Origin of the sequence: Mycolicibacterium novocastrense (genome assembly GCF_001499835.1) — a bacterium.
In the GTDB taxonomy this organism is placed as follows: Bacteria; Actinomycetota; Actinomycetes; order Mycobacteriales; family Mycobacteriaceae; genus Mycobacterium; species Mycobacterium novocastrense.
Genome location: NZ_LQIH01000065.1, coordinates 114,987 through 141,077 on the forward strand (window position 1 = coordinate 114,987; position 26,091 = coordinate 141,077).

Consider the following 26,091-nt stretch of genomic DNA (forward strand, 5'->3'; position numbering starts at 1 on the left):
CGGAGGCGCGGTATGTGTACCGCCTGTGAGTGGGCGCCCCATTTCGCGGCATTCGGGGCGATTCGACGCACCGTGCTGCGCGCCGGCGCTGTGGTTCTCGCCGCGACGGCGGCCAGCGCCTGCTCGGCCGGTGACCCGTCCGGGACGGGCTCCGACGCCACGGCCGCAGACCAGGGCGCCGACTACGTCTTCCGCAACGGACCGATCTACACCGTCGCCGGCCCGGCACCGTGGGTGAAGGCGGTCGCGGTACGTGGCAACACCATCACCCACGTCGGCGACGAGGCGGGCGCCATGGCGCTGGCCGGGCCCGACACCCGAGTGGTCGACCTGGGGGGCCGGCTGCTGATGCCCGGCTTCGTCGAGGGCCACACCCATCCGTTCCTCGGCGCCTTCCTCACCTCCGGTGTCGACCTGCAGCTGCCGACGGGCGCGGACGCGCTGGCCGCGATCGAGCGGTACGCGAAGCAGAACCCGACCGGGCCGGTGCGCGGATTCGGTTGGCGCGTCGACATGTTCGGCCCCGACGGACCCGATCGCGCCGACCTCGACCGCGTCCTGCCCGACCGGCCGGGCTTCTTCTTCGCCATCGACGGGCACAGCCTGTGGGCCAACAGCAAGGCGCTCGAGATCGCCGGCGTCAACCGCGACACCCCTGATCCGATTCCGGGTTTCAGCTATTACGCGCGGGACGGCAACGGCGATCCGACCGGATATGTGCTCGAGGTCAACGCCGTGCTGGGTCTCGTCGACGCGATCGAGCCGATCTCACCGCAGACGATGGGGCGGCTGCTCGAGGCGTGGCTGCCGAAGGCCTCCGCGGCCGGCATCACGTCGGTGTTCGACGCCGGCGTGCCACCCATCGGCTCGGATCAGGGAGCGCTGATCGGCCTGTACACCGACGTCGAGAACCGCGGGCAGCTGCCGTTCCGCGTCGTCGCCTCCTACAGCGTGCGATCGGCGCCGGTGGACGACGTCGTGCAGGAGCTGACCCACATCAGGGACCGGTTCTCCACCGAGCTGGTCCGGGCCGACGTCGTCAAGATCGTCGGCGACGGAACCCAGGGCGGATACACCGCCTGGCTCATCGAGCCCTACGCCGACAAACCCGACTCCACCGGCGGCTCGCCGTTCACCGAACAACAGTGGCACCAGCTCATCGGTCAGGTCGACGCCGCGGGTTTCGACGTGCACGTGCACGCCTGCGGCGAGCGCACCGCCCGCGTCGCCCTCGACGCGATCGAGCGGGCCTCGGCCACCAATCCCCCGCGCGACCGCAGGCACGCCATCGCGCACCTGGTCTACGTCGAGGACCCCGACAGTCGGCGCTTCGGCGAACTCGGCGTCGTCGCCCAGTTCTCGGCCAACTGGATGTCCGCCGATCCGGACACGCTGCAGAACATGGCCGCCCGCTACGGTCCGCCACGCCGGGATCTGATGTACCGCCCCCGCGATGTGTTGAAGTCGGGCGGACGAATCTCGCTGGGCACCGATTGGCCGGCCGCGGGCTACTTCTCCACCCACAAGCCGCTCGAAGCGATCCAGATCGGTGTCACCCGTCAGCTGATCGGCCGGCCGCAGGCGCCGGTGCTGGCGCCCGCCGACCAGCGGCTGACCGTCGCGGAGGCGGTGCGCGCCAACACGCTCGGCGCGGCCTATCAGATCCGGATGGACGACAAGGTGGGGTCGCTCGAGGTCGGCAAGCTCGCGGACATGATCGTCGTGGATGAGAACATCTTCGCGATCGACCCGCACGACATCGCCCGGGCGAACGTCACGATGACGATGATGAACGGCCAGATCCGCCACGAGGCGTGACGTTTCGCCGCCGCCGCTCAGCGCCGGACGACCGCCGTGTTGGTGAAGCGGTCCTGATAGCCGCGGAAGTCCCTGTCGGTGAACAGCGCGGGTATGACGAAGAACACCAGCAGACCACGCACCGCGGCCCGGCCGATGCCGACGTGCTGGCGGTGGTCGATCGAGGCGACCCGCAGCCCCAGCGCCCACTGCCCGGGTGTGAAGCCGTACAACCGCACCGAGACGATGCCCAGGACGAGCCAGACGACGGCGATGGACGTCGAACCCAGCGGCGAGTAGAGGAAAGCGTCCTTGCTGATGAATCCGAGGTTGACCGCGAGCCCCACCAGCCCGTATGCGATGAACCAGTCGAGCATCAGCGCGGCGATCCGCCTGCCGAACCGGGCGATGGACCCCGGACCGGTCTCCGGTAGTCCGAGGCGCTTGCCGGGATAGTCGTTGGGTCCCGCGTCGCTGGTCGGATCCGGTCCCGACAGCCAGGACCCGAGTGTGCGGGCCATACACTGAAGGATATGGGACTGAAAAAAGTCCATCGGCCGCCGGCGACTGACCCAGATGTGATTGCGTAACTTCAGCGCAACATTCGGTTGACGACCGTGCAACATCGTGTCCTTAGCGTCAACCCGCGAGTTACTGGATAAAGGAGAAAACTCAGTGGCAGAAAAGACGGCCGACGACATTCTCAAGCTGATCAAGGATGAGGATGTCGAATACGTCGACATCCGGTTCTGTGATCTGCCCGGCGTCGTCCAGCACTTCTCGATCCCGGCTTCGGCCTTCACCCAAGATGTCTTCGAGGACGGTCTGGCCTTCGACGGCTCGTCGGTTCGCGGATTCCAGTCGATCCACGAATCCGACATGATGCTGCTGCCGGACCCCGAGACCGCACGTATCGACCCGTTCCGTGCCGCGAAGACGCTGAACATGAACTTCTTCGTGCATGATCCCTTCACCCGCGAGGCTTACTCGCGCGACCCGCGCAACGTCGCCCGCAAGGCGGAGAACTACCTGGCCAGCACCGGCATCGCCGATACGGCGTACTTCGGCGCCGAGGCCGAGTTCTACATCTTCGACTCGGTGACGTTCGACTCCAGGATCAACGGCACCTTCTACGAGGTGGATTCCGAGGCCGGATGGTGGAACACCGGCGAACCGGTCGAGGCCGACGGCAGCGCGAACCGCGGTTACAAGGTGCGCCCGAAGGGCGGCTACTTCCCGGTCGCGCCGTACGACCACTACGTCGACCTGCGCGACCAGATGGCGACCAACCTGCAGAACGCGGGCTTCGTGCTCGAGCGCGGCCACCACGAGGTCGGCACCGCGGGCCAGGCCGAGATCAACTACAAGTTCAACACGATGCTGCATGCGGCCGACGATGTGCTGCTGTTCAAGTACATCATCAAGAACACCGCATGGCAGGCCGGCAAGACGGTCACCTTCATGCCCAAGCCGCTGTTCGGTGACAACGGCTCGGGCATGCACGCACACCAGTCGCTGTGGAAGGACGGCCAACCGCTGTTCCACGACGAGTCCGGCTACGCGGGCCTGTCGGACCTCGCGCGCCACTACATCGGCGGCATCCTGCACCACGCGCCGTCGCTGCTGGCGTTCACCAACCCGACGGTGAACTCCTACAAGCGCCTGGTGCCCGGCTACGAGGCGCCGATCAACCTGGTGTACAGCCAGCGGAACCGCTCGGCGTGTGTGCGCATCCCGATCACGGGCAACAACCCCAAGGCCAAGCGCCTCGAGTTCCGCTGCCCCGACAGCTCGGGTAACCCGTATCTGGCGTTCGCGGCGATGCTGATGGCAGGCATCGACGGCATCAAGAAGAAGATCGAACCGCTGACCCCGGTGGACAAGGACCTCTACGAACTGCCGCCCGAGGAGGCCGCCAACATTCCGCAGGCGCCCACCTCGCTGTCGGCGGTCATCGACAAGCTCGAAGAGGACCACGACTACCTCACCGAGGGTGGCGTGTTCACCGAGGACCTGATCGAGACCTGGATCTCCTACAAGCGCGAGAACGAGATCCTGCCGGTCCAGATCCGGCCGCACCCCTACGAGGTTGCGCTGTACTTCGACGTGTAAACACCAGTCGACACTTCGGGCCGGGCGGGTCAAACCGCCCGGCCCGAAGTGCGTCTGCGCGTAGGGTAAACGCGCATGACGACCACCTTCGATGCCCGTCTTGCCAGTTACTCCTCCCCCGTTCTGAGCATCTTCCGGATCATCTTCGGTCTGCTGTTCACACTGCACGGCTCGATGAAGCTCTTTGGCTGGCCCCTGGGTGCGGCCGTACCGGTCGGAACCTGGCCGGCCTGGTGGGCCGGTCTCATCGAATTCGTCGCAGGCATCCTGATCACCGTGGGCCTGTTCACGCGGATCGCCGCGTTCATCGCGGCCGGCCATATGGCGGTCGCGTACTTCTGGATGCACTGGCCGCCGCTGGAGGGCCCGGCCGCCAGCTTCTGGCCGTTCGATGCGCAGATGGGCGGCAACGGCGGCGAGGCGGCGATCATGTACTGCTTCGCGTTCCTGCTGCTGGCGACGACGGGTCCGGGCGCCTGGTCGGCCGACGCCCGGCGCCGCACCCGAGTCGGTGCCGCGGCGCCCGGACGTGTGGTCAGCGGCACGGCCGCACCGGCGGCCACCACCGCTGCGCCGGTTCGGCGGCGCGGCCTGCTGAGCCGCTTCCGGCGGTGACGCGCGGATGCGCAGAGGACTTCTGGCGGCCGCGGTAGCGGTCGCGACGGTGACGAGCATGCTCGGCCCGGCGGCTTCGCCGGCCGGTGCCCAGAACGCCCGCCTGGTCGTGATCACCACCGGCGGCACGATCGCGACGAGCACCGACCCCAGCGGAGTGCGGCGGCCCACCGTCGGGGGCGACGAACTCGCCGCCGGACTGGACGTCGAAATCGTCGACCTGATGCAGAAGGACAGCTCGCAGCTGACCCCCGCGGACTGGGACGCGATCGGCGCGGCCGCCAAGAACGCGGTGGAGGGCGGCGCCGACGGGGTGGTGATCACGCACGGCACCGACACCATGGAGGACACCGCGATGTGGCTGGACGTCACCTACCGCGGTGCCCCGCCGATCGTGCTGACCGGTGCGCAGCGGTCCTCCGACGCCCCCGACGCCGACGGGCCCAAGAACCTGCGGGACGCACTGACCGTCGCGGCCAGCCCGGCCGCCCGCGAGCAGGGTGTGTTGATCGTGTTCGACGGCACCGTGTTTCAGGCACTGGGCACCCGGAAGATGGACACCGCGGCCCTGTCGGCGTTCGCGGGCGTACCCATCGGAACGGTCGGCGACAACACGTTCAACCTGTCCCAGCCGGCGCGGCGCCCGTTCATCGCCGAGGTATCGGCCGCCGCCGCCCCGCGGGTCGACATCGTGGCCGCCTACCCCGGGGACGGACCCGGACCGATCGATGCCGCCGTCGCATCGGGCGCCCGCGGAATCGTGGTCGAGGCGCTGGGTTCCGGCAACGCCGGCGAGGGCGTGGTGGACGCGGTCCGTCGGCATGCGCCGGCCGGCGTCGCGTTCGCGATCTCGACCCGCGTCCCGACCGGCCCCGTCAAAGCGGAGTACGGCCCCGGCGACGACATGGTCAAGGCGGGGGCGGTGATGGTGCCGACCCTTCGGCCCAGCCAGGCCCGGGTGCTGGTGATGGCGGCTCTCGCGGCGGGCCAACCGGTGGGCGACGTGATCGCGCGCTGGGGTTAAGCGTCGAGCCGAAGGTCCTTGCGGAACCGCTTCATCCCGTCGATCTTCTCGGCCAACGAGGCGTGCGGGCCCGCGTAGAACATCCACGGCATGGTGATGATGCCGGTGATGCCGCCGGCTTGCGCTCGGTCGAAGTGATCGGGGGTGAACGCGTCGGTCAGCGGTGTCAGCACCTCGAAACCGTCCATGGTCAAACCCTTTTCGGCGCGCAGCTCGCGCAGTTTGGCCACGCGTTCGAGGGCCCGATCGGTGGTGATCAGGTCGCCGATCCAGCCGTCGTGGCGCGCCGCGCGGCGCAGCGCGATATCCGAGAGCCCGCCGACGTACACCGGGATCGGCGGCGGCGTCGGCTCCATCTCCAGCTTCGGCGTCTGGTAGAACTCGCCGTCGAACTCCGTCCAGCCCGGCTTCCAGAGCTCCTTCATCAACTCGAGCATCTCGTCGGTGCGCTTTCCGCGCCGCGCGAACTGCTGACCCATCAACGTGAACTCTTCCTCGCACCAGCCGACACCGATGCCGAGTTCGAGTCGGCCGCCGGCCAGGACGGCCGCGGTGCCGATCGCCTTCGCCGCCGAGTAGGGGTCGCGCATCGCGGGCAGATACACGGTAGTGACGAACCGCGATCGTGAGGTCACGAGGGCCAGCCCGCCGATCAGCACCCAGGGATCGGGCCAGTCGGTGAACGCCTCCCAGCGCCTGCTGCCGTCTTTGGTGTAGGGGTACGGCGTCTCCAACGTCTCGAGGTTGACCACGTGGTCCGGGATCCCGAGCCCCTCGTATCCGAGATCGTCTGCCGCCTTGGCGATCTCGACGACTTCCGTCGTGTCGAGGAACGCCAGGCTGACATAGAACCTCATCCGGCATCCCTCGCCCACGCCGGCTGGATGAACACGCCCTCGGCCTCCACCGTGGGCCCCTGCGCGTCGAGCAGATATCCGCGGGCGAATGTCTTGACCCCCTCGGACCGCTCCACGAACGCCTCCGCCCGCAGCGGCCCCAGCGGTGTGCCGCGCAGATAGCGCAGCGAGATGGTGCCGGTGAACTTCGGTTGGGTCAGGCCGTCGCTGGCGGCCTCGCCCAGCAGATGGTCGAGTACCAACGCGCAGATACCCCCGTGCACCCATCCGGGCGGGCCTTCGTAGGCGCCGCTCAGCGTGAACTCACTCCAGCAGCGGCCGTCGTCCTCGTGATGGATGACCATCGGGGGTGCGATCGCATTACGCAGTCCCACAGCGGGATTCGCCCACGCCAGCGGACGGCCCGTGACCTCGTGCCGCAGGGTCGACGACACCGGGCGCTGCGTGCTCTCGAGAATCTGCGTGACGGCCTCGATCTTTGCCTGCGCGTCGGCCACCGCGGTCTCGTCGATCTCGGTGTGCAGGCTCGCGTAGATCAGCCGGCGCACCGCCTCGGTCAGCGGGCCGTACAGCGCGCGCTGGCGCTCGTACTCCTCGTCGGTGATCACGTCGAACCCGAAATCCATGCTCATCGGCTGTGCCTATCCTCTATGTCTCGCCACCGAAGACCTTGCGCACAACGGCTTTTGCCCGCCGTGTCACCCGCAGGTAGTTGTCAAGGAACTCGCCGCCGTCGTCGGTGTCCCAGCCGGCGGCCACCGCGACGGCGTTGAGTTGGCGTCCGGGGCCGGGCAGTTGGTCGGTCGGCTTACCTCGTACCAGCACCAGCGCGTTCCGTGCTCCCGTCGCGGTCAGCCAGGCCTGACGCAGCAGTTCGACGTCGCCCTCGGCGATCAGTTCGGCGGCGCCGATCGCGTTCAGCGACTGCAGCGTCGACGTGTTGTGCAGTGCGGGCACCTTGTGCGCGAAGCGCAGCTGCAGCAACTGCACCGTCCACTCGATGTCGGCGAGGCCTCCGCGCCCCAGTTTGGTGTGTGTGTTCGGGTCGGCCCCCCGCGGCAGCCGTTCGGCGTCCACCCGCGCCTTGATCCGCCGGATCTCCTGCACCGCTTCTGCCGACACCCCGCCGGGTGGGTAGCGGATCTTGTCGATCATGAGCAGGAACCGCTTCCCCAAGTCCAGATCGCCCGCTACGCGGTGGGCCCGCAGCAACGCCTGCACTTCCCATGTCTGCGCGTACCGCTCGTAGTACGCCTGATACGAGGACAGGGTGCGCACCAGCGGCCCGTTGCGCCCCTCCGGCCGCAGATTGGCGTCGACCTCCAGCGGCGGATCCGAACTCGGTGTTCCGAGCAGGGACCTCACCTGCTCGGCGATGGTCACCGCCCATTTCACCGCGGCCGATTCCTCAACGCCCGCTTCGGGTTCGCACACGAACAGCACGTCGGCGTCCGAACCGTAGCCCAGTTCGCCGCCGCCGAGGCGGCCCATGCCGATCACCGCGATCCGCGCCAGCGGCCCCCGGTCGGGCGTGTGCGCGCGGATGACCGCTTCCAGCGCGGCCTGCAGCACGGCCACCCACACCGACGTCAGTGCGCGACACACCTCGGTGACTTCGAGCATGCCCAGCAGATCGGCCGAGGCGATACGGGCCAGCTCGCGTCTGCGCAACGTGCGCGCCGCCGCGATCGCGCGTTGGGGGTCGGAATACCTTGCGGCCGAGGCGACCAGCGCCCGCGCGACCGCCTCGGGTTCGGCGTCGAGCAGTTTGGGTCCGTTGGGGCCGTCGGCGTAGGCCTGGATGACCTCAGGTGCCCGCATGAGCAATTCCGGGATGTAGGCCGAGGTGCCGAGCACCTGCATGAGGCGCTTGGCGACGGCTCCCTCGTCGCGCAGCGTCGCCAGAAACCACCGCTGTTCGGACAGCGCATCGCTGATGCGGCGGTATGACAGCAGCCCCGCATCGGGATCGGGGGTGTCCGACAGCCAGTTGAGCAGGGTCGGCAACAAGACCTGCTGCACGCGGCCGCGGCGGGCGCTGCTCCCCGTGAGGGCGGCCAGGTGTGTCAATGCGCTCTGTGGGCCTTCGTACCCCAGCGCGGCCAGCTGCCGTTCGGCGGCGGCCTGGGTCATACCGTCCGAAATGCTCAGTGCCGGTTGCCCGACGGACTCCAGCAACGGTTGGTAGAACAGCTTCTCGTGCAGCCGCGACACCCGCAGGCTCTGGCGTTTGAGCTCTTCGCGCAACACGCCGAGCGCGTCGCGGGTGCCGTCGGGCCGCACGTGCGCGGCCCTGGCCAGCCAGCGCAGCGACTCGTCGTCGTCTTCGTCGGGCAGCAGGTGGGTGCGCACCATCCGCTGCAACTGCAGGCGGTGCTCGAGCAGGCGCAGGAATTCGTAGGACGCGGTCAGGTTCGCGGCGTCGTCGCGCCCGACGTAGCCGCGCTCGCCGAGTGCGGCCAGCGCGGACACCGTCGAGGCGACGTGCAGCCGCTCGTCGTTGCGCCCGTGCACCAATTGCAGCAGCTGCACGGCGAATTCGACGTCACGCAGCCCGCCGGTCCCCAGCTTGATCTCGCGGGACCGTTGGCCGGCGGGCACCAGTTCCTCGACCCGCCTTCTCATCGCCTGCACCTCGGAGACGAAGTCCTCGCGCTCGCAGGCCGTCCACACCATCGGCATCAGGGCGTCGACGTAGGCCTGACCGAGTTCGGGGTCGCCCGCGGCCGGGCGCGCCTTCAGCAAGGCCTGGAACTCCCACGTCTTGGCCCACCGCTGGTAGTAGGCGACATGGGAGTCCAGCGTGCGCACCAGCTGGCCGTGTTTACCTTCGGGCCGCAGTGCGGCGTCGACTTCGAAGAAGGCATCGGCCGCGAACCGCATCAGCTCGCCGGCGACCCGGGTTGCCAACGCGTCGGCGGGCTCGGCGACGAAGATGACGTCGACGTCGCTGACGTAGTTCAGTTCGCGCGCACCGCATTTGCCCATCGCGATGATCGCGATCCGCGGCGGCGATTCACCCCCGGCCGTCTTGAGCGCGAGATGCAGCGCGGCGCCCAGCGCCGCGTCGGCGAGGTCCGACAGGTGCTCGCCGATCGTCGGGAAGGGCAGGACCGGTTCGTTCTCCACCGTCGGCGCCAGGTCCAAACTGGCCAGCACCAGCAGCCGGTCTCGGTAGAGCTTGCGCAGCGGTTGCAGCGCGCTCGACGTGTCGGGCGCTTCGTCGGCCAGCGCGACGAACATCTCGCGCAGCGCGTCGCGGGTCGGCAGGGCGACGTCACCGGCGAGCAGCCGCCAGTTCTCCGGATTGGCGACGAGGTGGTCACCGAGGGCCAGCGAGGAACCCAGCAGGCTGAACAGCCGACCCCGAAGGCTCTTGTCGGTGAGCAGGGCGCGGTTGAGTTCGTCCCAGCCGTCACCCAGCGCCTCGGCCAGCCGGACCATCGTGCGCAGCGCGGTGTCGGCGTCGGGGGCACGCGACAGCGACCAGAGGAGCTCGACGTGCGCATCGGTGGTCCAGCCCAACAGATCCAGATCCGCGGGCGCGGTGGGTTCGACGAGACCCAGCCGGCCTACGCTCGGCAGCTTCGGACGCTGCGTCGCTGGTTTGGCCACGCCTAAAAGGTATCTCGCCTAGTCACCTAGAGAGACAGGTAGGCCTTCAGCTCGAACGGTGTGACGTGGCTGCGGTAGTTCTCCCACTCCGCGCGCTTGTTACGCAGGAAGTAGTCGAAGACGTGCTCGCCCAACGCCTCGGCGACCAGTTCGGAAGTCTCCATCTGCTCGAGCGCTGCACCGAGGCTGCCCGGCAGCTCCTTGTAGCCCATCGCGATGCGCTCCTCGGAGGTCAGCGTCCAGACGTTGTCCTCGGCCTCCGGCGCCAGCACGTAATTCTTCTCGATGCCGCGCAACCCGGCTGCCAGCAGCACCGCAAAAGTCAGGTAGGGGTTGCACGCCGAATCCGGGCTGCGCACCTCCACGCGGCGCGACGACGCCTTGCGCGGCGTGTACATCGGCACCCGCACCAGCGCCGAGCGGTTGGCCGCGCCCCACGACGCCGCCGTGGGCGCCTCGCCGCCGTGGACGAGGCGCTTGTAGGAGTTCACCCACTGGTTGGTGACGGCGCTGATCTCCTTGGCGTGCTCGAGGATCCCGGCGATGAACGACTTCGCGACGTCGGACAGCTGCAGCGGGTCGTCGGGGCTGTGGAAGGCGTTGGTGTCGCCCTCGAACAGGCTCATGTGCGTGTGCATGGCCGACCCGGGATGCTCGGCGAACGGCTTGGGCATGAACGACGCCCGCACCCCGTCCCCGAGCGCGACCTCCTTGACGACGTAGCGGAACGTCATCACGTTGTCGGCCATCGACAACGCGTCGGCGTAGCGCAGGTCGATCTCCTGCTGGCCGGGCGCGCCCTCGTGGTGGCTGAACTCCACCGAGATCCCCATCTGCTCGAGCGCGTCGATGGCGTGCCTGCGGAAGTTGGGTGCCGAATCGTGGACGGCCTGGTCGAAGTAGCCGCCGTTGTCGGCGGGCACCGGCGGGGTTCCGTCGTCCTCGCCGGGCTTGAGCAGGAAGAACTCGATCTCGGGATGCACGTAGCAGGAAAAGCCGAGGTCACTGGCCTTGGCCAGCTGCCTGCGCAGCACGTGGCGCGAGTCCGCCCACGACGGGGAGCCGTCCGGCATGGTGATGTCGCAGAACATCCGCGCCGAATGATGTCGGCCGGAGTCGTCGGCCCACGGCAGCACCTGGAAGGTGGACGGGTCGGGGCGGGCGACCATGTCGGCTTCCGAGACCCGGGCGAAGCCCTCGATCGCCGAGCCGTCGAACCCGATCCCCTCTTCGAAGGCACCCTCGAGTTCGGCCGGGGCGATCGCGACCGACTTGAGGTATCCGAGCACGTCGGTGAACCACAGCCGGACGAAGCGGATGTCGCGTTCCTCCAGCGTGCGCAGCACGAATTCCTTCTGCCGATCCATGACCGCAGCGTAGGCACCGGCTGTTAAATCGGTGTTACACGGCGGCTGCGTTCGTTGGGCTGATCACCAGATGCGGCGCATCTGCGCACCCGTTCGACGGTGCCGCAGCTGGGCTCGCCGCTGGTCTTGGGTGAGCACCTCGGTGCCCGCCGGGAGGTGCTCGAGCACGTCGGCGACCGGCACCTTCGTGACCTTGATCTCGGGGAACTCCTCGGCTTTGTAGAACCGCGCCTGCAGAATGCCCCACGGCCAGTCGGCCTTGTCGAGCCAGTTGTGCACGCCCGGGTCGAGCTTGGACACCACGCCGCGGAACCAGCCGTCGGGGTCGATGCGCGCCTGAACGTCGTTGAGACTGGATTGCCGGTTCACCCAGTCCACCGTCGAGAACCGGTCGTCGGCCACCAGGATCTGCCAGTAGTAGCAGTGCGCCGGCACGGGGAACTCGACGACCAACGCCTCGTCGTCGGCGATTTGATGGATACCGTCGTAGTAGGCCTGCTTGGTGGCCAGGCCACCGCCTTGCTGAATCCACTGCGACCGCAGGAGCACGTTGAAGCCGTGGTGCTCCCGGTAGTACCGGACCAGCTCCATGTCGAAGTCGATCATTCCCTTGATCCAGTCGCCCAGCTCCGAGAACCGCCGCGCGATCTCGGCCGGCGACATGTCCGCGCCGCCGTCGTCGAGGCGGTTGATGGCGACCTGGGCGTCGATCTCGGTGTTCCAGTCGCACGCGCATTTGCGCATCAGCAGCTTGCCCACCTCCGGGTTGAGCGGCCACCAGTCGTCGTCGTAGGAGTCGGGGCGTTCGGCGGACATGATCACGCGGAAGGAACCGTCGTCGGCGATCGTCAGGTCGTCCAGGTCGTGGGTGACGGCCTGGAACTTCATCTGCCGCTCGACGCCCTTGAGGCTCTTCATCATTCCGGGTGCCTGCTGGGTGATCTCGACGAACCGCACCGTGCCACGTCGACCGGTCAACTCGTAGACGCCGGACCCGTCGACCTCGGCGGTCAGGTAGACGTAGTCCGGGTTCGGCCCGCCCTGGTTGCAGGCGTAGTTCCACAGCGGCATGAACACCGGGCGCTTCGAATCGGTGTAGACGTGGCACAGGTAGCCGCACGCCAGGATCGACAGCGCGAGTTTGTTCATGTCCTGGATCTCGGCTTCGGAGGCGCCGTCGGGTCGCCACGTCGCCAGCAGGTGGTCAGCCACTCCTTTGAGCGCCTCCATCTGGGTGTCCCAGCTCGGCAGGGTGGTCATAGGTGAGCCTCCTCAGGCCTCCACGGCCACGTCGAAGTGCCGGATGTAGAAGTCGTAGTCGGATCGGATCTGGTCGACCGAGAGGCCGAATTGTTCCGCGGTGTATCGGTGTGTTCCCTTGGCGCCGACGGCGTTGGTGTCCTGCCAGTCGAAAATCGTCTCGGCGACAGCGGGTTTAAGCTCCAGGCCCAGCCAGGCGTAGACGCGGCGGACCGTGCCCCTCGGATCGGCGACCAGCTCGCGGTGATGGACGTCGAGAAAACGGTCCTCGCCGATGCGTGCGCGTTCGGCGATCGCGTTCTCCATGCCCTCTCGCAGGTGATCGCTCACTTCGCGGCCGAGGGCGCACAGATCCCGGTCGCCCGCCGCGGGCGGGAAGATCGTCGACACCAGGCTGGTGTAGGACGGGACGACCTTGGCGGGATCGCGGTGTGTCATCACGAACCGCATGTCCGGGTAGGCCTTGGCGAGCGCCTCCAGGTGGAACTTGTGGTGGGGCGCCTTGAACAACCACAGCTCCGGTGGGCACGTCGACCCGAGCAGCTTGACGACCCTGCGGTGGTAGGCGTAGGTCTCGGTCAGATCGGCACGCCGCCACCACGATCGGTAGCCCGCCACGGGCAGGGTCATCTGCTGGCCGTGGAACGCCATTCCGAGGATTTCGGTGTCCTCCATGGTGGCGTCGACTTCGAAGATGTGCATGACGGCCTGCGCGGCAGGACGCTCCTCGTGCATCCGCAGAAATGCCTGCCTGCGCGGGTCGTCGGCCTCGCCGCCGGCGACCGGCGGCGGCACGGGCTGATATTGCTCCCAGCCCCGCAGACACCGGAACTGCGGATCGAGCGAGAGCATGTCGGCCAGCGCGGTGGTTCCGGTGCGTGGCAGCCCGTTGATGTCGACGGGCCCGGAGATGACGACGTCCTCGACCTCGGGGTGCGCCCGGTAGTAGGTCTCGACCTCGAGGCGATTGACCAGCCTGCGCCGCAGATCGCCGATGACCGCGGCGTCTGTGCCCGGGTCCAGGTCGCCGTCGCGTTCCAGGCTGTCGAGCAGGACGGCCAGTCCTTCGCGGAAGTCTCCGGGCCCGAAGTCGGAGTACCCGCATTCGGCGACCGCTTCGTCGAGCAACTGTTGCGGATCGGGATAGCGCATGCGCGTCAGGCCTCGACGCGGTCGGGATAGTGGTGAGCGGCCATGGCCCGGAAGCCCTCCCGCCAGTCCACCGTGCAGGGCCCGGTGATCGACGTTCGCTTGGTGTGGTCGCCGACCGAACCGACCGAGGCACCGGGGACGGGCTGCACGTCCACCTGTGGCGACACGCCGATAAGTTCACCGAAATACGCGCACCACTGCTGGACGCTCACCGGGGTGTCGCCTGCGAAGTTGACGATGGTGGCGGGAACGCTCGCCGCGTCCAGCAGCGCCGGAATCTGGGCGTTGATGTCGTCGTAGTGGATCGGGCTGTACGGCAACGGGTCCCAGCGGGCCACGACGGGTCGCCCCTCCGCGATGGCTTGCAGGTGCCACAGCGGCAGACCGCCCCGCTCGCCGTATGCGCTGCCCATCCGGGCGATGACCGTGGGTATGCCGAATTCGCGCGCACAGTATCTGGCGACGGCCTCCTCGGCGATCTTGACGATCGAATACGGTTGCGGGCTGGGCAATCCGGCATCGCCGATCGGATCGTCCTCCCGGAATGCGTGCCACGGGTCGGGGTGCGGTTTGTAGACGGTGACCGTCGACATCACCAGCGCGGCCTTGACATCGCGGCAGTGGGACAGCAGCAGCCCTGTTCCCTCGGCGTTGACGCGCAGTCCCTGCTCGTAGTCTTCGCCGAAATCGGCGGCGATGTGCAAGAGGTACGTGAAATTCGTTGGCAGATCGACGAAGTCGCCGACGCCGAGATCGATGCTTCGGGTGGTCAGGCCCAGGGCCTCGACCTCCTCGCGCGCGGCGGTGTCGGAGAACCTGGCGATACCCCACACTTCGTTGTCTTTGGCGAGCGACTTCGCGACGCCGTAGGCGATGCGGCCGGCCGGCCCGGTGATGAGAACCCGTTCCCCGCTCAGCATTGCGCGGCCATGCCATGATCGTGCGCATGGATCTGTTCGAACAGCCATGGCCCGAGGGGGATTTTCGGTTCTTTCAACTCGGGCACGTCGTCGACGACGTTCTCGAGGCCGCCGCCGGTTGGGCGCGTGTGTTCGGAGTGGGACCGTTTCATGTGCTGCCCATCGCCGATCAAGTGGCCGACTACGGCGGTGAGATCCGCACGGTCCGCATCCAGGTCGCGGTGGCCCAGGCGGGCCCGGTCCAAATCGAGTTGATCCAGCAGCACTGCCAGACGCCGAGCATCTACTCCGACTGGAGCCGCAACGGGACCAGCTCGTTTCACCAAATCGCGACAGTGACAAAGGATTACGATGCCAAAGCGGCCCACTTTGCGGCGCTGGGGTACCCGGTTGCGGCCCAGAGCACGGGCGGGGGTTTCCGCGTCGCCTACATCGACACCGTGGCCGATTTCGGGTTCTACACCGAGATCGTCGAGGCCCCGCCCGCCTTTCTCGACCAGGTGCGCCGCATCTCCGAAACCTGCTCGGCATGGGACGGCAGCGATCCGGTCCGCATCATGACCCGCGACGGCTACCGGCTGCCGGGAGATTCCAGAGGCCACACCCGGACTCTAAAGTCTTAGAGACAACGGTGGCAAGGATCTGGCAGGATCCACCCGTGATGTCCGCCGATGAGATCGACCCGCTGACCGACCTGTCCGGCCCGCTGCGCGGAACGGTGCTGGAGAAGGCGGTGCTCGAATCCCTCGACACGCTCGAACGAGCACTGGACTTGACACCGTTGGGCGACAATCGGTTTCAGGCAACCAACGAACGGGATCGCTTCGGCCGGATCTTCGGCGGCCAGCTGCTCGCACAGGCGCTCTACGCCGCGTCGCGCACCGTCGACGAGCACGCGCCGCATTCCCTGCACGCCTACTTCGTCCAGACCGGCGCCTCGGACACACCCGTCGACATCGCCGTCGAGGCCGTGCGCGACGGACGATCGATGGCGACCCGCCGGGTCACCGTCGCGCAGGGCGAGCGCACCCTGCTCACCGCCCTTGCGTCGTTTCACACCAATCCCGCCGAACCCGAACTCGAGCGCCGAGCGCCCCATGCCCCGGCACCCGAGGAGATGCCGCTGCTGCAGCACTGGGTGCACCAGGTCCCCGCGCAGCTGAGACAGAACGCGCAGAACTGGATCGACGTCCCGCCGGCAGTGGAGATGCGCATCGCGGAGCCGACGAATTTCCTGGGTGGCAGGCAGACGCCCGAGCCGCGGTCACATTGGATGCGATTGCCCCGCCCCGTCGGTGACGAACCCGCGCTGCACACCGCGATGCTGGCGTACGCGAGCGACTACCTGCTGTTGGACATGGCGTTGCGCAATCACCCGCATCGCGCCGACTACGCATCGATCGCGGCGGTCAGCCTCGATCACGCGCTGTGGTTGCACCGGCCCGTCCGCTTCGACGAGTGGCATCTGTACACCCAGGACACGGTGGCCGTCACCGGACACCGCGCGCTGATCCGCGGAACCATCCGTGACGCGGCGGGCCGCACCGTGGCCAGCACATCCCAGGAAGTGCTGATCCGTCCGATCGCGAAGTAGATGGGCGAGCGCCGAACCCCGGACGGCCGGCAACGGCGTCGCGAACTCTGCGACGCCGCGATCGGGCTGCTCGCCGAGCACGGCGCCAAGGGGCTGAGCCATCCGCGGGTCGACCGTGCCGCGGGTGTGCCGGAGGGGAGCACCTCGTACTACTTCCGGACGCGCACGGCGCTGATCCGCGCCGTCGCCGAGCGGGTCGCCGAGCTGGACCTGGCGGATCTGCGCTCGGTCACCGAAGCCGACGCCGGCACCTCCCGGCAGGCCGCGGTCACGAGATTGGCCGCCGTCGTGATGAAATCGCTGACCGGCGACGGCCTCACCCGCACCCGCGCGCGAATCGAACTACTCCTACAGGCCAGTCGCGATCCCGCGATTTCGGCTGTGTTCCATGCGAATTCGCAGACCTACCTCACATTGCACCGCGAGCTGGCCGAACGCTCGCGGCCCGCTGACGCCGACCCGTCCACAGTGGCCGACCGGGCCCTGCTCACCGTGATGTTCATCAGCGGACTCATGCTCAGTGTCGCGGCCGGCCGTCAGCCGGTGACCGATCGGAAGCGCCTGGAGCTTCTGCTCGTCCAGATCGCCACCAGCGGATCCTGATGACACATCGAGGTTTCGTCGACGCACCGCGCGGGTAGCCGATCGTTCTGTCGGGGGGTCGCGCCGCAGAAATCGATGCGAGGAGCGACCATGAACCTCAAGAAAAGAGCATTTTCCCTGGGCCTGGCCGGGGCCTTGGGTGGCTTCACGGCACTCGGCTTGGGAGCGGGCGTCGTGCACGCAGACCCGAAGTTCCCGTCCCCGCCGATACCCCCCATTCCGGCGCCGCCACCGATTCCCAAGGTCGAGGTGCCGCGGGTCGAGGTACCCCGTCCCCCGAAGGTCGACGTGGAGGTGCCACGAGTCGACGTGGACGTTCCACGAGTCGAGGCGCCGCGCATCCCGGACGTCGACGTGAACGTGCCACCGATCGACGTGCCGCCCCTGCCGCGGGCAGACCTGCCGCCGGTCGCGGCGCCCGCGGTCGACGTCGATTTGCCGGACCTGGAGCCGAACCTGCCCAACATCGACGCCTACTTCGGGTTGCCCGGCGCTCGGATACCGCCCGGGCAGTTGAAGAACGCGGCCACCATCAACGGAGTGCCGAACCCGTTCTTCAACATCCCGCCCGGACAGCTCAAGAAGATGCGGACCGTCCAGGGTTATGAGAACCCGTTCTTCGACGAGGCACCGGGCCACTGGGAGATCCCGCAGTGGGCTGTGCCCGACGTCTGGCCGGGCGTGCCGGGGGTCGGCGACTACTTCGGACTGCCGGGCGAACAGATCGGCCCTGTCCAGCTGAGGGCGGAGGCCACCATCAACGGGGTTCGCAATCCCTTCTACGGCATCCCGTCGGATGAGCTGCGGAAACTGCCCACGGTGCAGGGTTTCGAGAACCCGTTCTTCGACGGGACTCCGGGTCACTGGGAGATTCCGTAAGGCCACCCGCGGGTCGACCGTGCGGCGGGTGTGCCGGAGGGGAGCACCTCGTACTACTTCCGGACACGCACCGCGCTGATCCGCGCCGTCGCCGAGCGGGTCGCCGAGCTGGACCTGGCGGAACTGCGCTCCGTCACCGCGGCCGACGTCGGCACCTCGGTCATGAAATTGGCCGCCGACGTGATGAAGTCGCTGACCGCGCTGCTGACCGTGAACTCATCAGCGGGCTGATGCTCAGTGCGGCCGCGGGCGCGCAGCCGGTCATCGAGCGAGATCGCCTGGAATCACTGCTTGCCCAGCTCGCCGCCAGCACGTCCGCGAGCGTGCGGACCTAACCCGCCGGTCGTCTCCACATCGCGTAGAGGGTCGGACTGTCAGCCACCGTCAGCTCCGTCACCGTTTGGAAACCGTGGCGCTCGTACAGACGTTTGTTGGCTGGGCACGACGCCTCCAAATAAGCCGGCACGCCGTGGCGATCCGCATCTGCGAGAACCGCCTGTAGAAGCGCGCTGCCGATTCCGCGGCCCCGTAGCGAGGGGCGTACGCGCATGAATGCCAGATACCAGTGGGCGTCCGACGGATGGTGCTCATCGAGCATGGCGGCCAGTTCGGCCTGTCGCCGGCACGAGGCTTCGTCCCCCGCGGTTTCCACAAGCTCGCGGCCGAAGGCTTCGGCCCTGTCGTCATCGACCAGTTGCCGCTTCGGCGGTAACCAGAGCGCCGCTCCGCTACCTCTGCCGGCCGCATACACCCCGTCATGCGACCAATGCGCATCGACGAGCAGCGAGTAGAACGACTCCGCGCTGCGTCGTCGTTGCTGGTCATCGGGAACGATCCACCGGTAGATCGGATCTTCGACGAACGCTGCGACCAGGGTGGCGACCACGTCGGTTCGTTCGTCCTCGGTCGCCTGGTGGGCGCCTTCGGCATCAACGGTCGCCATCTGACACCTCCCGCGCAGGGCGCCGCCACCGGTCGCCGCCACAAACTACAGAGTCACACGGCTCGTGCGCCGGCGCGGCTAAAACAACAGGAGACCGCCGCACGACCGGTCCAACCCTGATCAGTCCGAGGAGCAGGTGGTGTCGGCCGGCGGCAGTGCCAGGTCGACGAGGTAGTTGGCCGCGATGTCGTCGACGCACTTGTTGCCCTGGAACACCACGGTGTGCTGGGTGCCCTGGAACGTCACGAGCGTCCCACCGAGCTGCTTGGCCAACTCCACACCCGCCTGGTACGGCGTGGCGGGATCGTTGGTCGTCGACACCACCAGCGTCGGGGGCAACCCCTCCACCTCGAGTTCGTGCGGTTCGCTCGTCGGCGGGACCGGCCAGAACGCGCACGTGCCCAAAGGAGCGTGCCCGGTGAACTCGCCGTAGCTCATGAACGGCGCCGCCTCGCGCACCCGCCGGTCCTCCTCGACGACCTTCGCGCGATCGGTCACCGCGGGCTTGTCCACGCAGTTGACCGCCACGCGCACGTCGGTCGAGTTGTTGTAGTGGCCCTGCGCGTCGCGGCCCATGTACAGATCGGCCAGCGCGAGCATGGTGTCGCCGGTTCCGCGCTCCATCTCGCTGAGCGCCTGCGTCAGGTGCCGCCACAGGTCGGGCGAGTACAACGGCAGGATGGTGCCCACGATCGCGTCGGAGTAGCTCAGCCCGCGCGGGTCGCGCGTCCGCAGCGGCTTCTGCACCAGCGGGTCGACCAGGCTGTGGTAGACGTCGTTGGCCTTCGCCGGGTCGGTGCCCAGCGGGCAGGCCGGGTTCTCCGCACAGTCGGCGGCGTAGTCGTTGAACGCGGTCTGGAAGGCCGCGGCCTGCCGGACGTTGGCCTCGGTGGGATCGGCGTTGGGATCGACCGCCCCGTCGAGGACCATCGCGCGCACCTTGTCCGGATAGTTTTCGGCGTATGTGGCGCCGATCCGGGTGCCGTAGGAGTAGCCGAGGTAGGTCAGTTTCTCGTCACCGAGGGCCTCGCGCATCGCCTCGAGATCCTTGGCCACGTTGACGGTCCCGACGTTGGCGAGGAACTCCTTGCCCATCTTGTCCTCGCAGCGTGCGACGAACTCCTTGGTCTCCTTCTCGATCTCGGCGACGCCCTCCGGCGAGTAGTCGACCTGGGGCTCGGCGCGCAGCCGGTCGTTGTCGGCGTCGGAGTTGCACCACAGCGCCGGCGTGGAGTTCGCGACGCCGCGTGGATCGAAGCCGACGAGGTCGAACCGCTCCCGCACCGACTCGGGCAGCGAGCCGACGAGGCTCGCTGCGGCCTCCACACCGGATTCCCCCGGGCCCCCGGGGTTGATGATCAGCGAGCCGATCTTGTCGCCGGTGGCCTTGAACCGGATCATCGCGAGACGGGCGACGTCACCGTCGGGCTGGTCGTAGTCGACCGGGACCGACAGCATGCCGCATTCGGCGTCGGCGGGAATCCGCGACTCGTCGGACTGGTCCGACTGGCATTTGACCCATTCGATCGGGGTGCCAGGCGGCGGCACCGCGACGACGGCGCGGCCGTCCACCAATTGGCTGCATCCGGTGGCCGCGAGCAGCACAGTGGTGGCGATGACCCCGATCTTGGCGTTCATGGCTCAACATGCTGCCATGGACCCTCATCGCCGCTGGCTAGGGCGCTATCGCGTGGCGGCCAACAACTCGTCGAGCGCCGCGGCGAAGTCGTCGGCCATGTCCCACAGGTCGGGCAGCAGTTCCGGACAGGACACGATGCCGACGTTCAGCGACCCGGTCAGCGACATGACGGTGATGTTGAGACCCGACCCGTGAAAGATCGGACCGAGCGGGTACATCGCCTTGGCCTCGCAGCCCAGGTAGTACAGCGGGACCTGCGGCCCGGGGACGTTGGAGATGACGAGGTTGTGCACCGGGCGCGCGCCACTCAGCCGACTCGACGCGTAGACGCGCATCGCGACACCGAACACCGCCGGGGCGGCGAACTGCGTCCAGTCCTGCAGCAGGGTCGCGCCGATCGCCGAACTATGTTGTTTGGCAACCGAATTCGCCTCAGCGATGGATTTCAACCGGGCCGCCGGATCCTCGATGTGGGTCTCCAGTCGCGAGAACATCCCCGACACCTGGTTGCGGCCGGGTCGATCGGACCTGTCGTGCACCGAGACCGGCACCATCGCGACCAGGGAGTTCTCCGGCAGCTGGCCGCGGTCGGCGAGGTACTTGCGCAGCACGCCGGAGACCAGCGCCATCACCACATCGTTCACCTTGACCCCGAAGTGGTTCTTGACGTTCTTGATGTCCTCGAGATCCAGTTGCGTGAACGCGACGTTGCGGTGCCCGGTGACGTTCATGTTGAACACCGTCCTGGGGGCGGCGAACGGCGGCGCCATCGAGTTGCCCGAGCGGGCGCGGCGGACCGTGTCGACCACCGACGAGACCGTCATGGGCAGCGTGCTCGCCAGCTTCAACGGCCGGGTGGCGAACTTGACCGCACCGGAAACCGCGATCTCCAGGGAGCTTGCGTCGCCGGGACCGTCGACGGGATCCGGAGGTAGCGCGTCGGGTTCGGTGCTGCACAACTGCGACATCAGGCTCGCACCGGTCACACCGTCGACGCCCGCGTGGTGCACCTTCGTCATCACCACGAGACGCCCGCCGTCCTGCGGATCGGTTCCATCGATGTTCTCGATGACCCACTTCTCCCAGAGCGGACGGCTGCGGTCCAGCGGCAATGACGCGATATGGCCGCAGATCTCGGCGAGCTCGCGGGGGCCGCCGGGCGCGGGCAGGCCGATGCGATGAAGGTGGCGGTCGACGTCGAAGTCCTTGTCCTCCACCCACACCGGATGGTCGAGGTTGAACCGGCTGTCGGCCAGCTTCTCGCGGAACTCCGGCATCGCCTTGATGCGCTGGTTCAACTCGTCCCGGAACCGGTCGAACGTGTAGCCGCCCGGCATCGTCGAGGTATCCAATTCGAGGATCGAACAGACATGCAGCGGCTGCTGCGCGGTCTCGAGGTACAAGAAGCTGGCGTCGAGCCCGCTGAGCCGTTGCATGCCGGAATGCTATGCCCGGCGAGGGCGCGTGTGAGCAAATCCACTTAACAGGCCTTTTAACATCTCGCGCACAGAATGGCAGACTGGGGGGCGTCAGCGAACCCGGGGACCGATGTCGGCCTCGAGGATTCGACCCGACCCACCCAATTGGGGGACAACGATGTCTGAGCAGACCGTCTACGGGACTGCCTCGCCCGCTCCGCGGACCAAAACACGCACCCTGCATCTGCAGAAGTGGAAAGCCGAAGGCCACAAGTGGGCGATGCTCACCGCCTACGACTACAGCACCGCCCGAGTGTTCGACGAGGCAGGAATCCCGGTGCTGTTGGTCGGCGATTCAGCCGCCAACGTCGTCTATGGCTACGACACCACCGTGCCCGTGACAATCGATGAGCTGATTCCCCTGGTACGTGGCGTCGTCCGCGGTGCGCCGCACGCGCTGGTCGTGGCCGACCTACCGTTCGGCAGCTACGAGGAAGGCCCTCGCCAAGCTTTGTCGACGGCGACCCGGTTCCTGAAGGAGACCGGTGCGCATGCGGTCAAGCTCGAGGGCGGCGAGCGCGTGGTCGAGCAGATCGCGGCGCTGAGCGCGGCCGGGATGCCGGTCATGGCGCACATCGGCTTCACCCCGCAGAGCGTCAACGGGCTGGGCGGCTTCCGGGTCCAGGGCCGCGGCGACGCCGCCGAGCAGACCATCCACGACGCGATCGCCGTGCAGGAAGCCGGCGCGTTCTCGGTCGTCATGGAGATGGTGCCCGCCGAACTGGCCACCCAGATCACCGGCAAGCTGACCATCCCCACCATCGGCATCGGCGCGGGCGCGAACTGCGACGCACAGGTGCTGGTGTGGCAGGACATGGCGGGCATGACCAACGGCAAGACCGCCAAGTTCGTCAAGCGCTTCGGCGACGTCGGCGCCGAATTGCGCCGCGCCGCAGAGCAGTACGCCGATGAGGTGGCCAGCGGGGTGTTCCCCGCCGACGAACACTCCTTCTAGGCGAACTCGGGCTTGCGCTTGGCCAGGAAGGCGTCGACGCCTTCTCGGCCGTCGCTGGAGACCGCGCGTGCGGCGATCAGCCGTCCCTCGAGTTCCATCTGCTCTTCGAGCCCGTTGCCGAACGTCCCCAACAGCAATTGCTTGACCCCACCGTTGGAACCGGCCGAGGTGGCCGCCATCTGATCCGCCAGCTTCGAGGCCCGGTCGGCCAGTTCGGCGTCCGGGACCACCTCGGTCACCAGCCCCCACTGCGAGGCCTCCTGCGCCGTCAGGCTCCGGTTGGTGAGCATGAGTTCCTTGGTCTTGGTGATCCCGACCAGCCGCGGAAGGTAATAGGAGGCGCTCCCGTCGGGGCTCAGCCCGACGCGGGTGTAGGCCATCGTGAACGATGCCGACTCAGCGGCCAGCACCAGATCGCCGGTGACCGCGAGTGAGAACCCGGCGCCGGCCGCGGTGCCGTTCACCGCGGTGATCACCACCGCGTTCATCCGGGCGAACGTCGAAATCGCGCGGTGCAGATCGTCGGCGACGCCCTTGAGGTGCGCGCCGCGGTCGGGCGCCGACGCGAAGTCCTTCAAATCACCACCGGCGCAGAAGAACCGGCCGGACCCGGTGAGCACCACGACCTTGGTCGCATCGGTGTCGCACCGCTTGGCCGCGGCGGCCAGCTCACGAGTCATAGTGCCGTTCATGCCGTTTGCGGCATCCGGCCGATTCAGCGTGATGCGGGCGATGGCGCCGCTCTGCTCGAAGGTCAGCGTTTCGTATTCGGTCACAGGGCGACACTATCTTCTCTGTGCTCGGGATCCGTTCCCCCGTGTTCACGTACGTGTGGCAATCTGTCTCGCACCATGGGTAAATCCAGCGACAAGGCGACGCGGCACCTCGAGGTCGAGCGCAAGTTCGACGTCCTCGAGTCGACCGTGTCGCCGTCCTTCGAAGGGCTGTCGGCGGTTGCCAGGGTTGAAGGATCGCCGGCTCACCACCTCGAAGCCGTCTACTTCGACACCCCCGATCACGACCTCGCGACGCGACGCATCACGCTGCGCAGGCGCACCGGTGGGCCCGACGAAGGATGGCATCTCAAACTTCCCGCCGGCCCCGACGCCCGCACCGAGGTCAGGGAGCCCCTCGGGGATGCGAACGAGGTGCCCGAGGCGCTGCGCGACATCGTGCTGGCCATCGTGCGCGACCACCCGCTGCGCCCGGTCGCGCGCATCTCGACCCGACGCACGGTCAACATGCTCTACGGTCCCGACGGGACGCCGATCGCGGAGTTTTGCGACGACCAGGTGACCGCGTCGGCCGAGCCCGGCGGCCCGGAGCAGGCGTGGCGCGAATGGGAACTGGAACTGACCGACGGCGCCGACCGGCAACTGCTCGACCGACTGTCGAACCGGCTGATCGACGCCGGTGCCCAAGCCGCGGCCAGCGGTTCGAAATTGGCGCGCGTGCTGGCGGAATCCTCAGCACCGGAGGACGCTGTGCGACCGACCGACGCCGTGCACCGAGCGGTGGCCGAACAGGTCGAGCAGCTGATCGAGTGGGACCGGGCGGTGCGCGCCGACGTGCCGGACTCGGTGCACCAGATGCGGGTCACGACACGCAAGATCCGCAGCCTGCTGCAAACCTCCCGGGATGCTTTCGGCATCTCCGACGACGCCTGGATTCTCGACGAGCTCAAGCAGCTGGCCGGGATCCTGGGAGTGGCGCGCGACGCCGAAGTGCTGGCCGAACGCTACGAGAAGGCCCTCGATGAGCTGCCGGCGGAGTTGGTCCGCGGGCCGGTGCGCGAGCGGCTGGTCGCCGGGGCCAAGCGCCGCTACACGGCCGGGCTGCGCCGGTCGCTGATCGCGATGCGTTCGCAGCGTTACTTCCGGCTGCTCGACGCGCTCGAGGGGCTGGTGGCCGCGGAGCCGGTGCTATCGCAGGACGAGGACGAGCGCACTCAGGCGACGATCGACGCGGCCTACAAGCGTGTGCGCAAAGCGGCGAAGGCCGCGGCGGCCACCGGAGCCGACGAGGACAAAGACGAGGCGTTGCACCGAATCCGCAAGGGCGCCAAACGTCTTCGCTACACCGCCGCCGCGACCGGCGAGTCCAAGGTCTCGGATCGGGCCAAGAGCATTCAATCGCTGCTCGGTGACCATCAGGACAGCGTCGTGAGCCGGGCTCACCTCCGCCAGCAGGCCGATGCCGCGCACGGCGCAGGCGAGGACACGTTCACCTATGGTCTGCTGTTCCGGATGGAGGAGGAACTCGCGCACCGGTCGCGGGACCAGTTGGACGGCGCGCTCAAGAAACTCGCCAAGGCGGTGCGAAAGGCGCGGTGACCCGGCCAGGGGGCGGATGAGTTGGCCTGTAAGCCGGATTCTGTCCCGCACCACCGCGGCTGACCGCGGCGGCGAGGTGGCGACCATCCATCTGGACACACCGTCGCCGGGTGCCTCGAGCGGCCTACCCGCAGGCTCGGGCGAGCAACCCTCGGACGCCTGCGCGGCCGCAACCAGGTTGCGGCCTTCTTGGCCTTGCTTCGGGTGGGGTTTGCCTAGCCACTCCGGTCACCCGGAATGCTGGTGCGCTCTTACCGCACCGTTTCACCCTTACCTCCCCCGAGTCCGAAGACCCGGTGGTGGCGGTCTGTTTTCTGTGGCACTTTCCCGCGAGTCGCCTCGGATTGCCGTTAGCAATCACCCTGCTCTGTGAAGTCCGGACTTTCCTCGAAACCCAGGTGAACCTGGATCCCGCGGCCGCCCAGCCAACTCATCCGCGGGTTCAACGTACTGTGTGCCGCCGCTGTTCCGCGAGTTCGACATACTTGGCGCATGGCGCAGGTGCCCCCGGCGCGCTATCTGCTGCGCGCCAAGGATCTGGTCGACGCCCGGTACGCGGAGGCGATCACCGTCGACGACCTCGCCGCGGCCGCCGGGCTGTCGCGCGCGCACTTCAGCAGGATGTTCACCCGCACCTTCGGCGAGACACCGCGGGCGTACCTGCAGACCCGTCGCCTCGAACGCGCGGCCGCGCTGCTGCGCTACACCGACCGCTCGGTCGCCGACATCTGCGTCATGGTGGGGCTACAGAGCGTGGGGTCGTTCACCACCAGCTTCGCCCGCGTGTACGGGCTGCCCCCGGCCGCGTACCGCGCGAGCCTGCCACCCGCGGCCATCCATGCCCGGATTCCGAGCTGCATCCTCAAACGCGACACCCGGCCGCCCGCCGACAGTCGGGTCCGCAAGACAGCACACGGGGAGAAGACGTAGAAAGCCGCCCGGCCGTAG

General features: G+C 67.9%; 23 protein-coding genes, 1 other RNA gene and 1 pseudogene. 12 read left to right on the top strand and 13 right to left on the bottom strand.

Translation table 11 applies throughout. From position 1 onward, the window contains the following. The first annotated feature begins 12 nt into the window (after positions 1-12). On the top strand, positions 13-1,818 hold the full coding sequence (locus AU072_RS25990; RefSeq protein WP_165595606.1) for an amidohydrolase: 1,806 nt from the start codon (positions 13-15) through the stop codon (positions 1,816-1,818). A gap of 17 nt (positions 1,819-1,835) precedes the next feature. Here AU072_RS25990 and AU072_RS25995 read toward each other — a convergent pair whose 3' ends face one another. After that, on the bottom strand, positions 1,836-2,318 hold the full coding sequence (locus tag AU072_RS25995) for an RDD family protein (protein WP_064416412.1): 483 nt from the start codon (positions 2,316-2,318) through the stop codon (positions 1,836-1,838). Positions 2,319-2,472: 154 nt separating this feature from the next. On the opposite strand from AU072_RS25995, the gene glnA (AU072_RS26000) reads away from it, so the two are divergent. The 3 genes from glnA (AU072_RS26000) to AU072_RS26010 all read left to right on the top strand — a co-directional run bounded on the left by glnA (AU072_RS26000) (position 2,473) and on the right by AU072_RS26010 (position 5,548). Next, entirely contained in the window at positions 2,473-3,909 is a 1,437-nt protein-coding gene (glnA, locus tag AU072_RS26000; RefSeq protein ID WP_064416413.1) for a type I glutamate--ammonia ligase, read from the top strand. A 75-nt stretch (positions 3,910-3,984) separates the two neighbouring features. Further along, positions 3,985-4,524, top strand: coding sequence for a DoxX family protein (locus AU072_RS26005; protein WP_064416414.1), 540 nt, complete (start codon positions 3,985-3,987; stop codon positions 4,522-4,524). 58 nt (positions 4,525-4,582) lie between these two features. Then, positions 4,583-5,548, top strand: coding sequence for an asparaginase (locus AU072_RS26010; RefSeq protein ID WP_064416492.1), 966 nt, complete (start codon positions 4,583-4,585; stop codon positions 5,546-5,548). Here the strand turns inward: AU072_RS26010 and AU072_RS26015 are convergent. The 7 genes from AU072_RS26015 to AU072_RS26045 all read right to left on the bottom strand — a co-directional run bounded on the left by AU072_RS26015 (position 5,545) and on the right by AU072_RS26045 (position 14,719). Further along, complete coding sequence (locus AU072_RS26015; protein ID WP_064416415.1) at positions 5,545-6,405, bottom strand: TIGR03619 family F420-dependent LLM class oxidoreductase; 861 nt, start codon at positions 6,403-6,405, stop codon at positions 5,545-5,547. The two genes, AU072_RS26010 and AU072_RS26015, sit on opposite strands and share 4 nt — an antisense overlap. Then, complete coding sequence (locus tag AU072_RS26020) at positions 6,402-7,037, bottom strand: PaaI family thioesterase (protein WP_064416416.1); 636 nt, start codon at positions 7,035-7,037, stop codon at positions 6,402-6,404. Before AU072_RS26020 ends, AU072_RS26015 begins: the two co-directional genes overlap by 4 nt. Before the next feature lie 16 nt (positions 7,038-7,053). Continuing rightward, on the bottom strand, positions 7,054-10,020 hold the full coding sequence (locus AU072_RS26025; protein WP_064416417.1) for a bifunctional [glutamine synthetase] adenylyltransferase/[glutamine synthetase]-adenylyl-L-tyrosine phosphorylase: 2,967 nt from the start codon (positions 10,018-10,020) through the stop codon (positions 7,054-7,056). A gap of 26 nt (positions 10,021-10,046) precedes the next feature. Beyond that, on the bottom strand, positions 10,047-11,387 hold the full coding sequence (gene glnA / locus AU072_RS26030; RefSeq protein WP_064347333.1) for a type I glutamate--ammonia ligase: 1,341 nt from the start codon (positions 11,385-11,387) through the stop codon (positions 10,047-10,049). Positions 11,388-11,450: 63 nt separating this feature from the next. Next, a complete protein-coding gene (locus tag AU072_RS26035) occupies positions 11,451-12,647 on the bottom strand; it encodes a hypothetical protein (RefSeq protein ID WP_064416418.1) in 1,197 nt (398 codons plus the stop codon). A gap of 12 nt (positions 12,648-12,659) precedes the next feature. Further along, a complete protein-coding gene (locus tag AU072_RS26040; protein ID WP_082680658.1) occupies positions 12,660-13,799 on the bottom strand; it encodes a sulfotransferase family protein in 1,140 nt (379 codons plus the stop codon). A 5-nt stretch (positions 13,800-13,804) separates the two neighbouring features. Beyond that, complete coding sequence (locus AU072_RS26045) at positions 13,805-14,719, bottom strand: NAD-dependent epimerase/dehydratase family protein (protein ID WP_064416420.1); 915 nt, start codon at positions 14,717-14,719, stop codon at positions 13,805-13,807. 26 nt (positions 14,720-14,745) lie between these two features. Here AU072_RS26045 and AU072_RS26050 point away from each other — a divergent pair, with 26 nt between their 5' ends. The 5 genes and pseudogenes from AU072_RS26050 to AU072_RS28105 all read left to right on the top strand — a co-directional run. Next, positions 14,746-15,342, top strand: coding sequence for a VOC family protein (locus AU072_RS26050; protein WP_235629790.1), 597 nt, complete (start codon positions 14,746-14,748; stop codon positions 15,340-15,342). Between the two features lie 38 nt (positions 15,343-15,380). Then, positions 15,381-16,313, top strand: coding sequence for an acyl-CoA thioesterase (locus AU072_RS26055; RefSeq protein WP_064416422.1), 933 nt, complete (start codon positions 15,381-15,383; stop codon positions 16,311-16,313). Beyond that, complete coding sequence (locus AU072_RS26060) at positions 16,314-16,916, top strand: TetR/AcrR family transcriptional regulator (protein WP_064416423.1); 603 nt, start codon at positions 16,314-16,316, stop codon at positions 16,914-16,916. 90 nt (positions 16,917-17,006) lie between these two features. Then, the gene (locus AU072_RS26065) at positions 17,007-17,795 is read left to right on the top strand and encodes a hypothetical protein (RefSeq protein ID WP_174523689.1); all 789 of its coding nucleotides are present in this window, start codon (positions 17,007-17,009) and stop codon (positions 17,793-17,795) included. Between the two features lie 30 nt (positions 17,796-17,825). Next, positions 17,826-17,948: pseudogene (locus AU072_RS28105) on the top strand (TetR/AcrR family transcriptional regulator); the annotation flags it as partial. A 178-nt stretch (positions 17,949-18,126) separates the two neighbouring features. On the opposite strand, the gene AU072_RS26075 reads toward AU072_RS28105, so the two are convergent. From AU072_RS26075 to AU072_RS26085, 3 genes are all read right to left on the bottom strand, one after another. Next, positions 18,127-18,738, bottom strand: a complete 612-nt coding sequence (locus AU072_RS26075; protein ID WP_064416425.1) for a GNAT family N-acetyltransferase — start codon at positions 18,736-18,738, stop codon at positions 18,127-18,129. Between the two features lie 120 nt (positions 18,739-18,858). Next, complete coding sequence (locus AU072_RS26080; protein ID WP_064416426.1) at positions 18,859-20,376, bottom strand: alpha/beta hydrolase; 1,518 nt, start codon at positions 20,374-20,376, stop codon at positions 18,859-18,861. 45 nt (positions 20,377-20,421) lie between these two features. Then, positions 20,422-21,813 carry a WS/DGAT/MGAT family O-acyltransferase gene (locus AU072_RS26085; RefSeq protein WP_064416427.1) on the bottom strand — a complete coding sequence of 464 codons (1,392 nt, stop codon included), beginning with the start codon at positions 21,811-21,813 and terminating at the stop codon, positions 20,422-20,424. Positions 21,814-21,973: 160 nt separating this feature from the next. Here AU072_RS26085 and panB point away from each other — a divergent pair, with 160 nt between their 5' ends. Further along, positions 21,974-22,810 (top strand): 3-methyl-2-oxobutanoate hydroxymethyltransferase, encoded by an 837-nt coding sequence (gene panB, locus AU072_RS26090; RefSeq protein ID WP_064416428.1) that lies wholly within the window; start codon positions 21,974-21,976, stop codon positions 22,808-22,810. On the opposite strand, the gene AU072_RS26095 is transcribed toward panB, so the two are convergent. Beyond that, the gene (locus tag AU072_RS26095) at positions 22,807-23,586 is read right to left on the bottom strand and encodes an enoyl-CoA hydratase/isomerase family protein (RefSeq protein ID WP_064416429.1); all 780 of its coding nucleotides are present in this window, start codon (positions 23,584-23,586) and stop codon (positions 22,807-22,809) included. The two genes, panB and AU072_RS26095, sit on opposite strands and share 4 nt — an antisense overlap. Positions 23,587-23,661: 75 nt before the next feature. On the opposite strand from AU072_RS26095, the gene AU072_RS26100 reads away from it, so the two are divergent. Next, positions 23,662-25,143: a CYTH and CHAD domain-containing protein gene (locus AU072_RS26100; protein WP_064416430.1), complete on the top strand. Its 1,482-nt coding sequence runs from the start codon at positions 23,662-23,664 to the stop codon at positions 25,141-25,143. Positions 25,144-25,156: 13 nt separating this feature from the next. Here the strand turns inward: AU072_RS26100 and rnpB are convergent. Further along, an RNA gene (gene rnpB / locus AU072_RS26355) (RNase P RNA component class A) lies at positions 25,157-25,576 on the bottom strand. 59 nt (positions 25,577-25,635) lie between these two features. Between rnpB and AU072_RS26105 the strand changes: the two genes are divergently transcribed. Continuing rightward, on the top strand, positions 25,636-26,073 hold the full coding sequence (locus tag AU072_RS26105) for a helix-turn-helix domain-containing protein (protein WP_064416431.1): 438 nt from the start codon (positions 25,636-25,638) through the stop codon (positions 26,071-26,073). Positions 26,074-26,091 lie beyond the last annotated feature (18 nt).

Coding starts and splice junctions, on each gene's coding strand:
- AU072_RS26045 (WP_064416420.1), bottom strand. CDS start 14,719: ATGCTGAGCGGGGAACGGGTTCTCATCACCGGGCCGGCCGGCCGCATC.
- AU072_RS26085 (WP_064416427.1), bottom strand. CDS start 21,813: ATGCAACGGCTCAGCGGGCTCGACGCCAGCTTCTTGTACCTCGAGACC.
- AU072_RS26060 (WP_064416423.1), top strand. CDS start 16,314: ATGGGCGAGCGCCGAACCCCGGACGGCCGGCAACGGCGTCGCGAACTC.
- AU072_RS26105 (WP_064416431.1), top strand. CDS start 25,636: ATGGCGCAGGTGCCCCCGGCGCGCTATCTGCTGCGCGCCAAGGATCTG.
- AU072_RS26055 (WP_064416422.1), top strand. CDS start 15,381: ATGTCCGCCGATGAGATCGACCCGCTGACCGACCTGTCCGGCCCGCTG.
- panB (WP_064416428.1), top strand. CDS start 21,974: ATGTCTGAGCAGACCGTCTACGGGACTGCCTCGCCCGCTCCGCGGACC.
- AU072_RS26005 (WP_064416414.1), top strand. CDS start 3,985: ATGACGACCACCTTCGATGCCCGTCTTGCCAGTTACTCCTCCCCCGTT.
- glnA (WP_064347333.1), bottom strand. CDS start 11,387: ATGGATCGGCAGAAGGAATTCGTGCTGCGCACGCTGGAGGAACGCGAC.
- AU072_RS26065 (WP_174523689.1), top strand. CDS start 17,007: ATGAACCTCAAGAAAAGAGCATTTTCCCTGGGCCTGGCCGGGGCCTTG.
- AU072_RS26050 (WP_235629790.1), top strand. CDS start 14,746: ATGGATCTGTTCGAACAGCCATGGCCCGAGGGGGATTTTCGGTTCTTT.
- AU072_RS26010 (WP_064416492.1), top strand. CDS start 4,583: ATGCTCGGCCCGGCGGCTTCGCCGGCCGGTGCCCAGAACGCCCGCCTG.
- AU072_RS26040 (WP_082680658.1), bottom strand. CDS start 13,799: ATGCGCTATCCCGATCCGCAACAGTTGCTCGACGAAGCGGTCGCCGAA.
- AU072_RS26015 (WP_064416415.1), bottom strand. CDS start 6,405: ATGAGGTTCTATGTCAGCCTGGCGTTCCTCGACACGACGGAAGTCGTC.
- AU072_RS25995 (WP_064416412.1), bottom strand. CDS start 2,318: ATGGCCCGCACACTCGGGTCCTGGCTGTCGGGACCGGATCCGACCAGC.
- AU072_RS26020 (WP_064416416.1), bottom strand. CDS start 7,037: ATGAGCATGGATTTCGGGTTCGACGTGATCACCGACGAGGAGTACGAG.
- AU072_RS25990 (WP_165595606.1), top strand. CDS start 13: ATGTGTACCGCCTGTGAGTGGGCGCCCCATTTCGCGGCATTCGGGGCG.
- AU072_RS26075 (WP_064416425.1), bottom strand. CDS start 18,738: ATGGCGACCGTTGATGCCGAAGGCGCCCACCAGGCGACCGAGGACGAA.
- AU072_RS26035 (WP_064416418.1), bottom strand. CDS start 12,647: ATGACCACCCTGCCGAGCTGGGACACCCAGATGGAGGCGCTCAAAGGA.
- AU072_RS26100 (WP_064416430.1), top strand. CDS start 23,662: ATGGGTAAATCCAGCGACAAGGCGACGCGGCACCTCGAGGTCGAGCGC.
- AU072_RS26080 (WP_064416426.1), bottom strand. CDS start 20,376: ATGAACGCCAAGATCGGGGTCATCGCCACCACTGTGCTGCTCGCGGCC.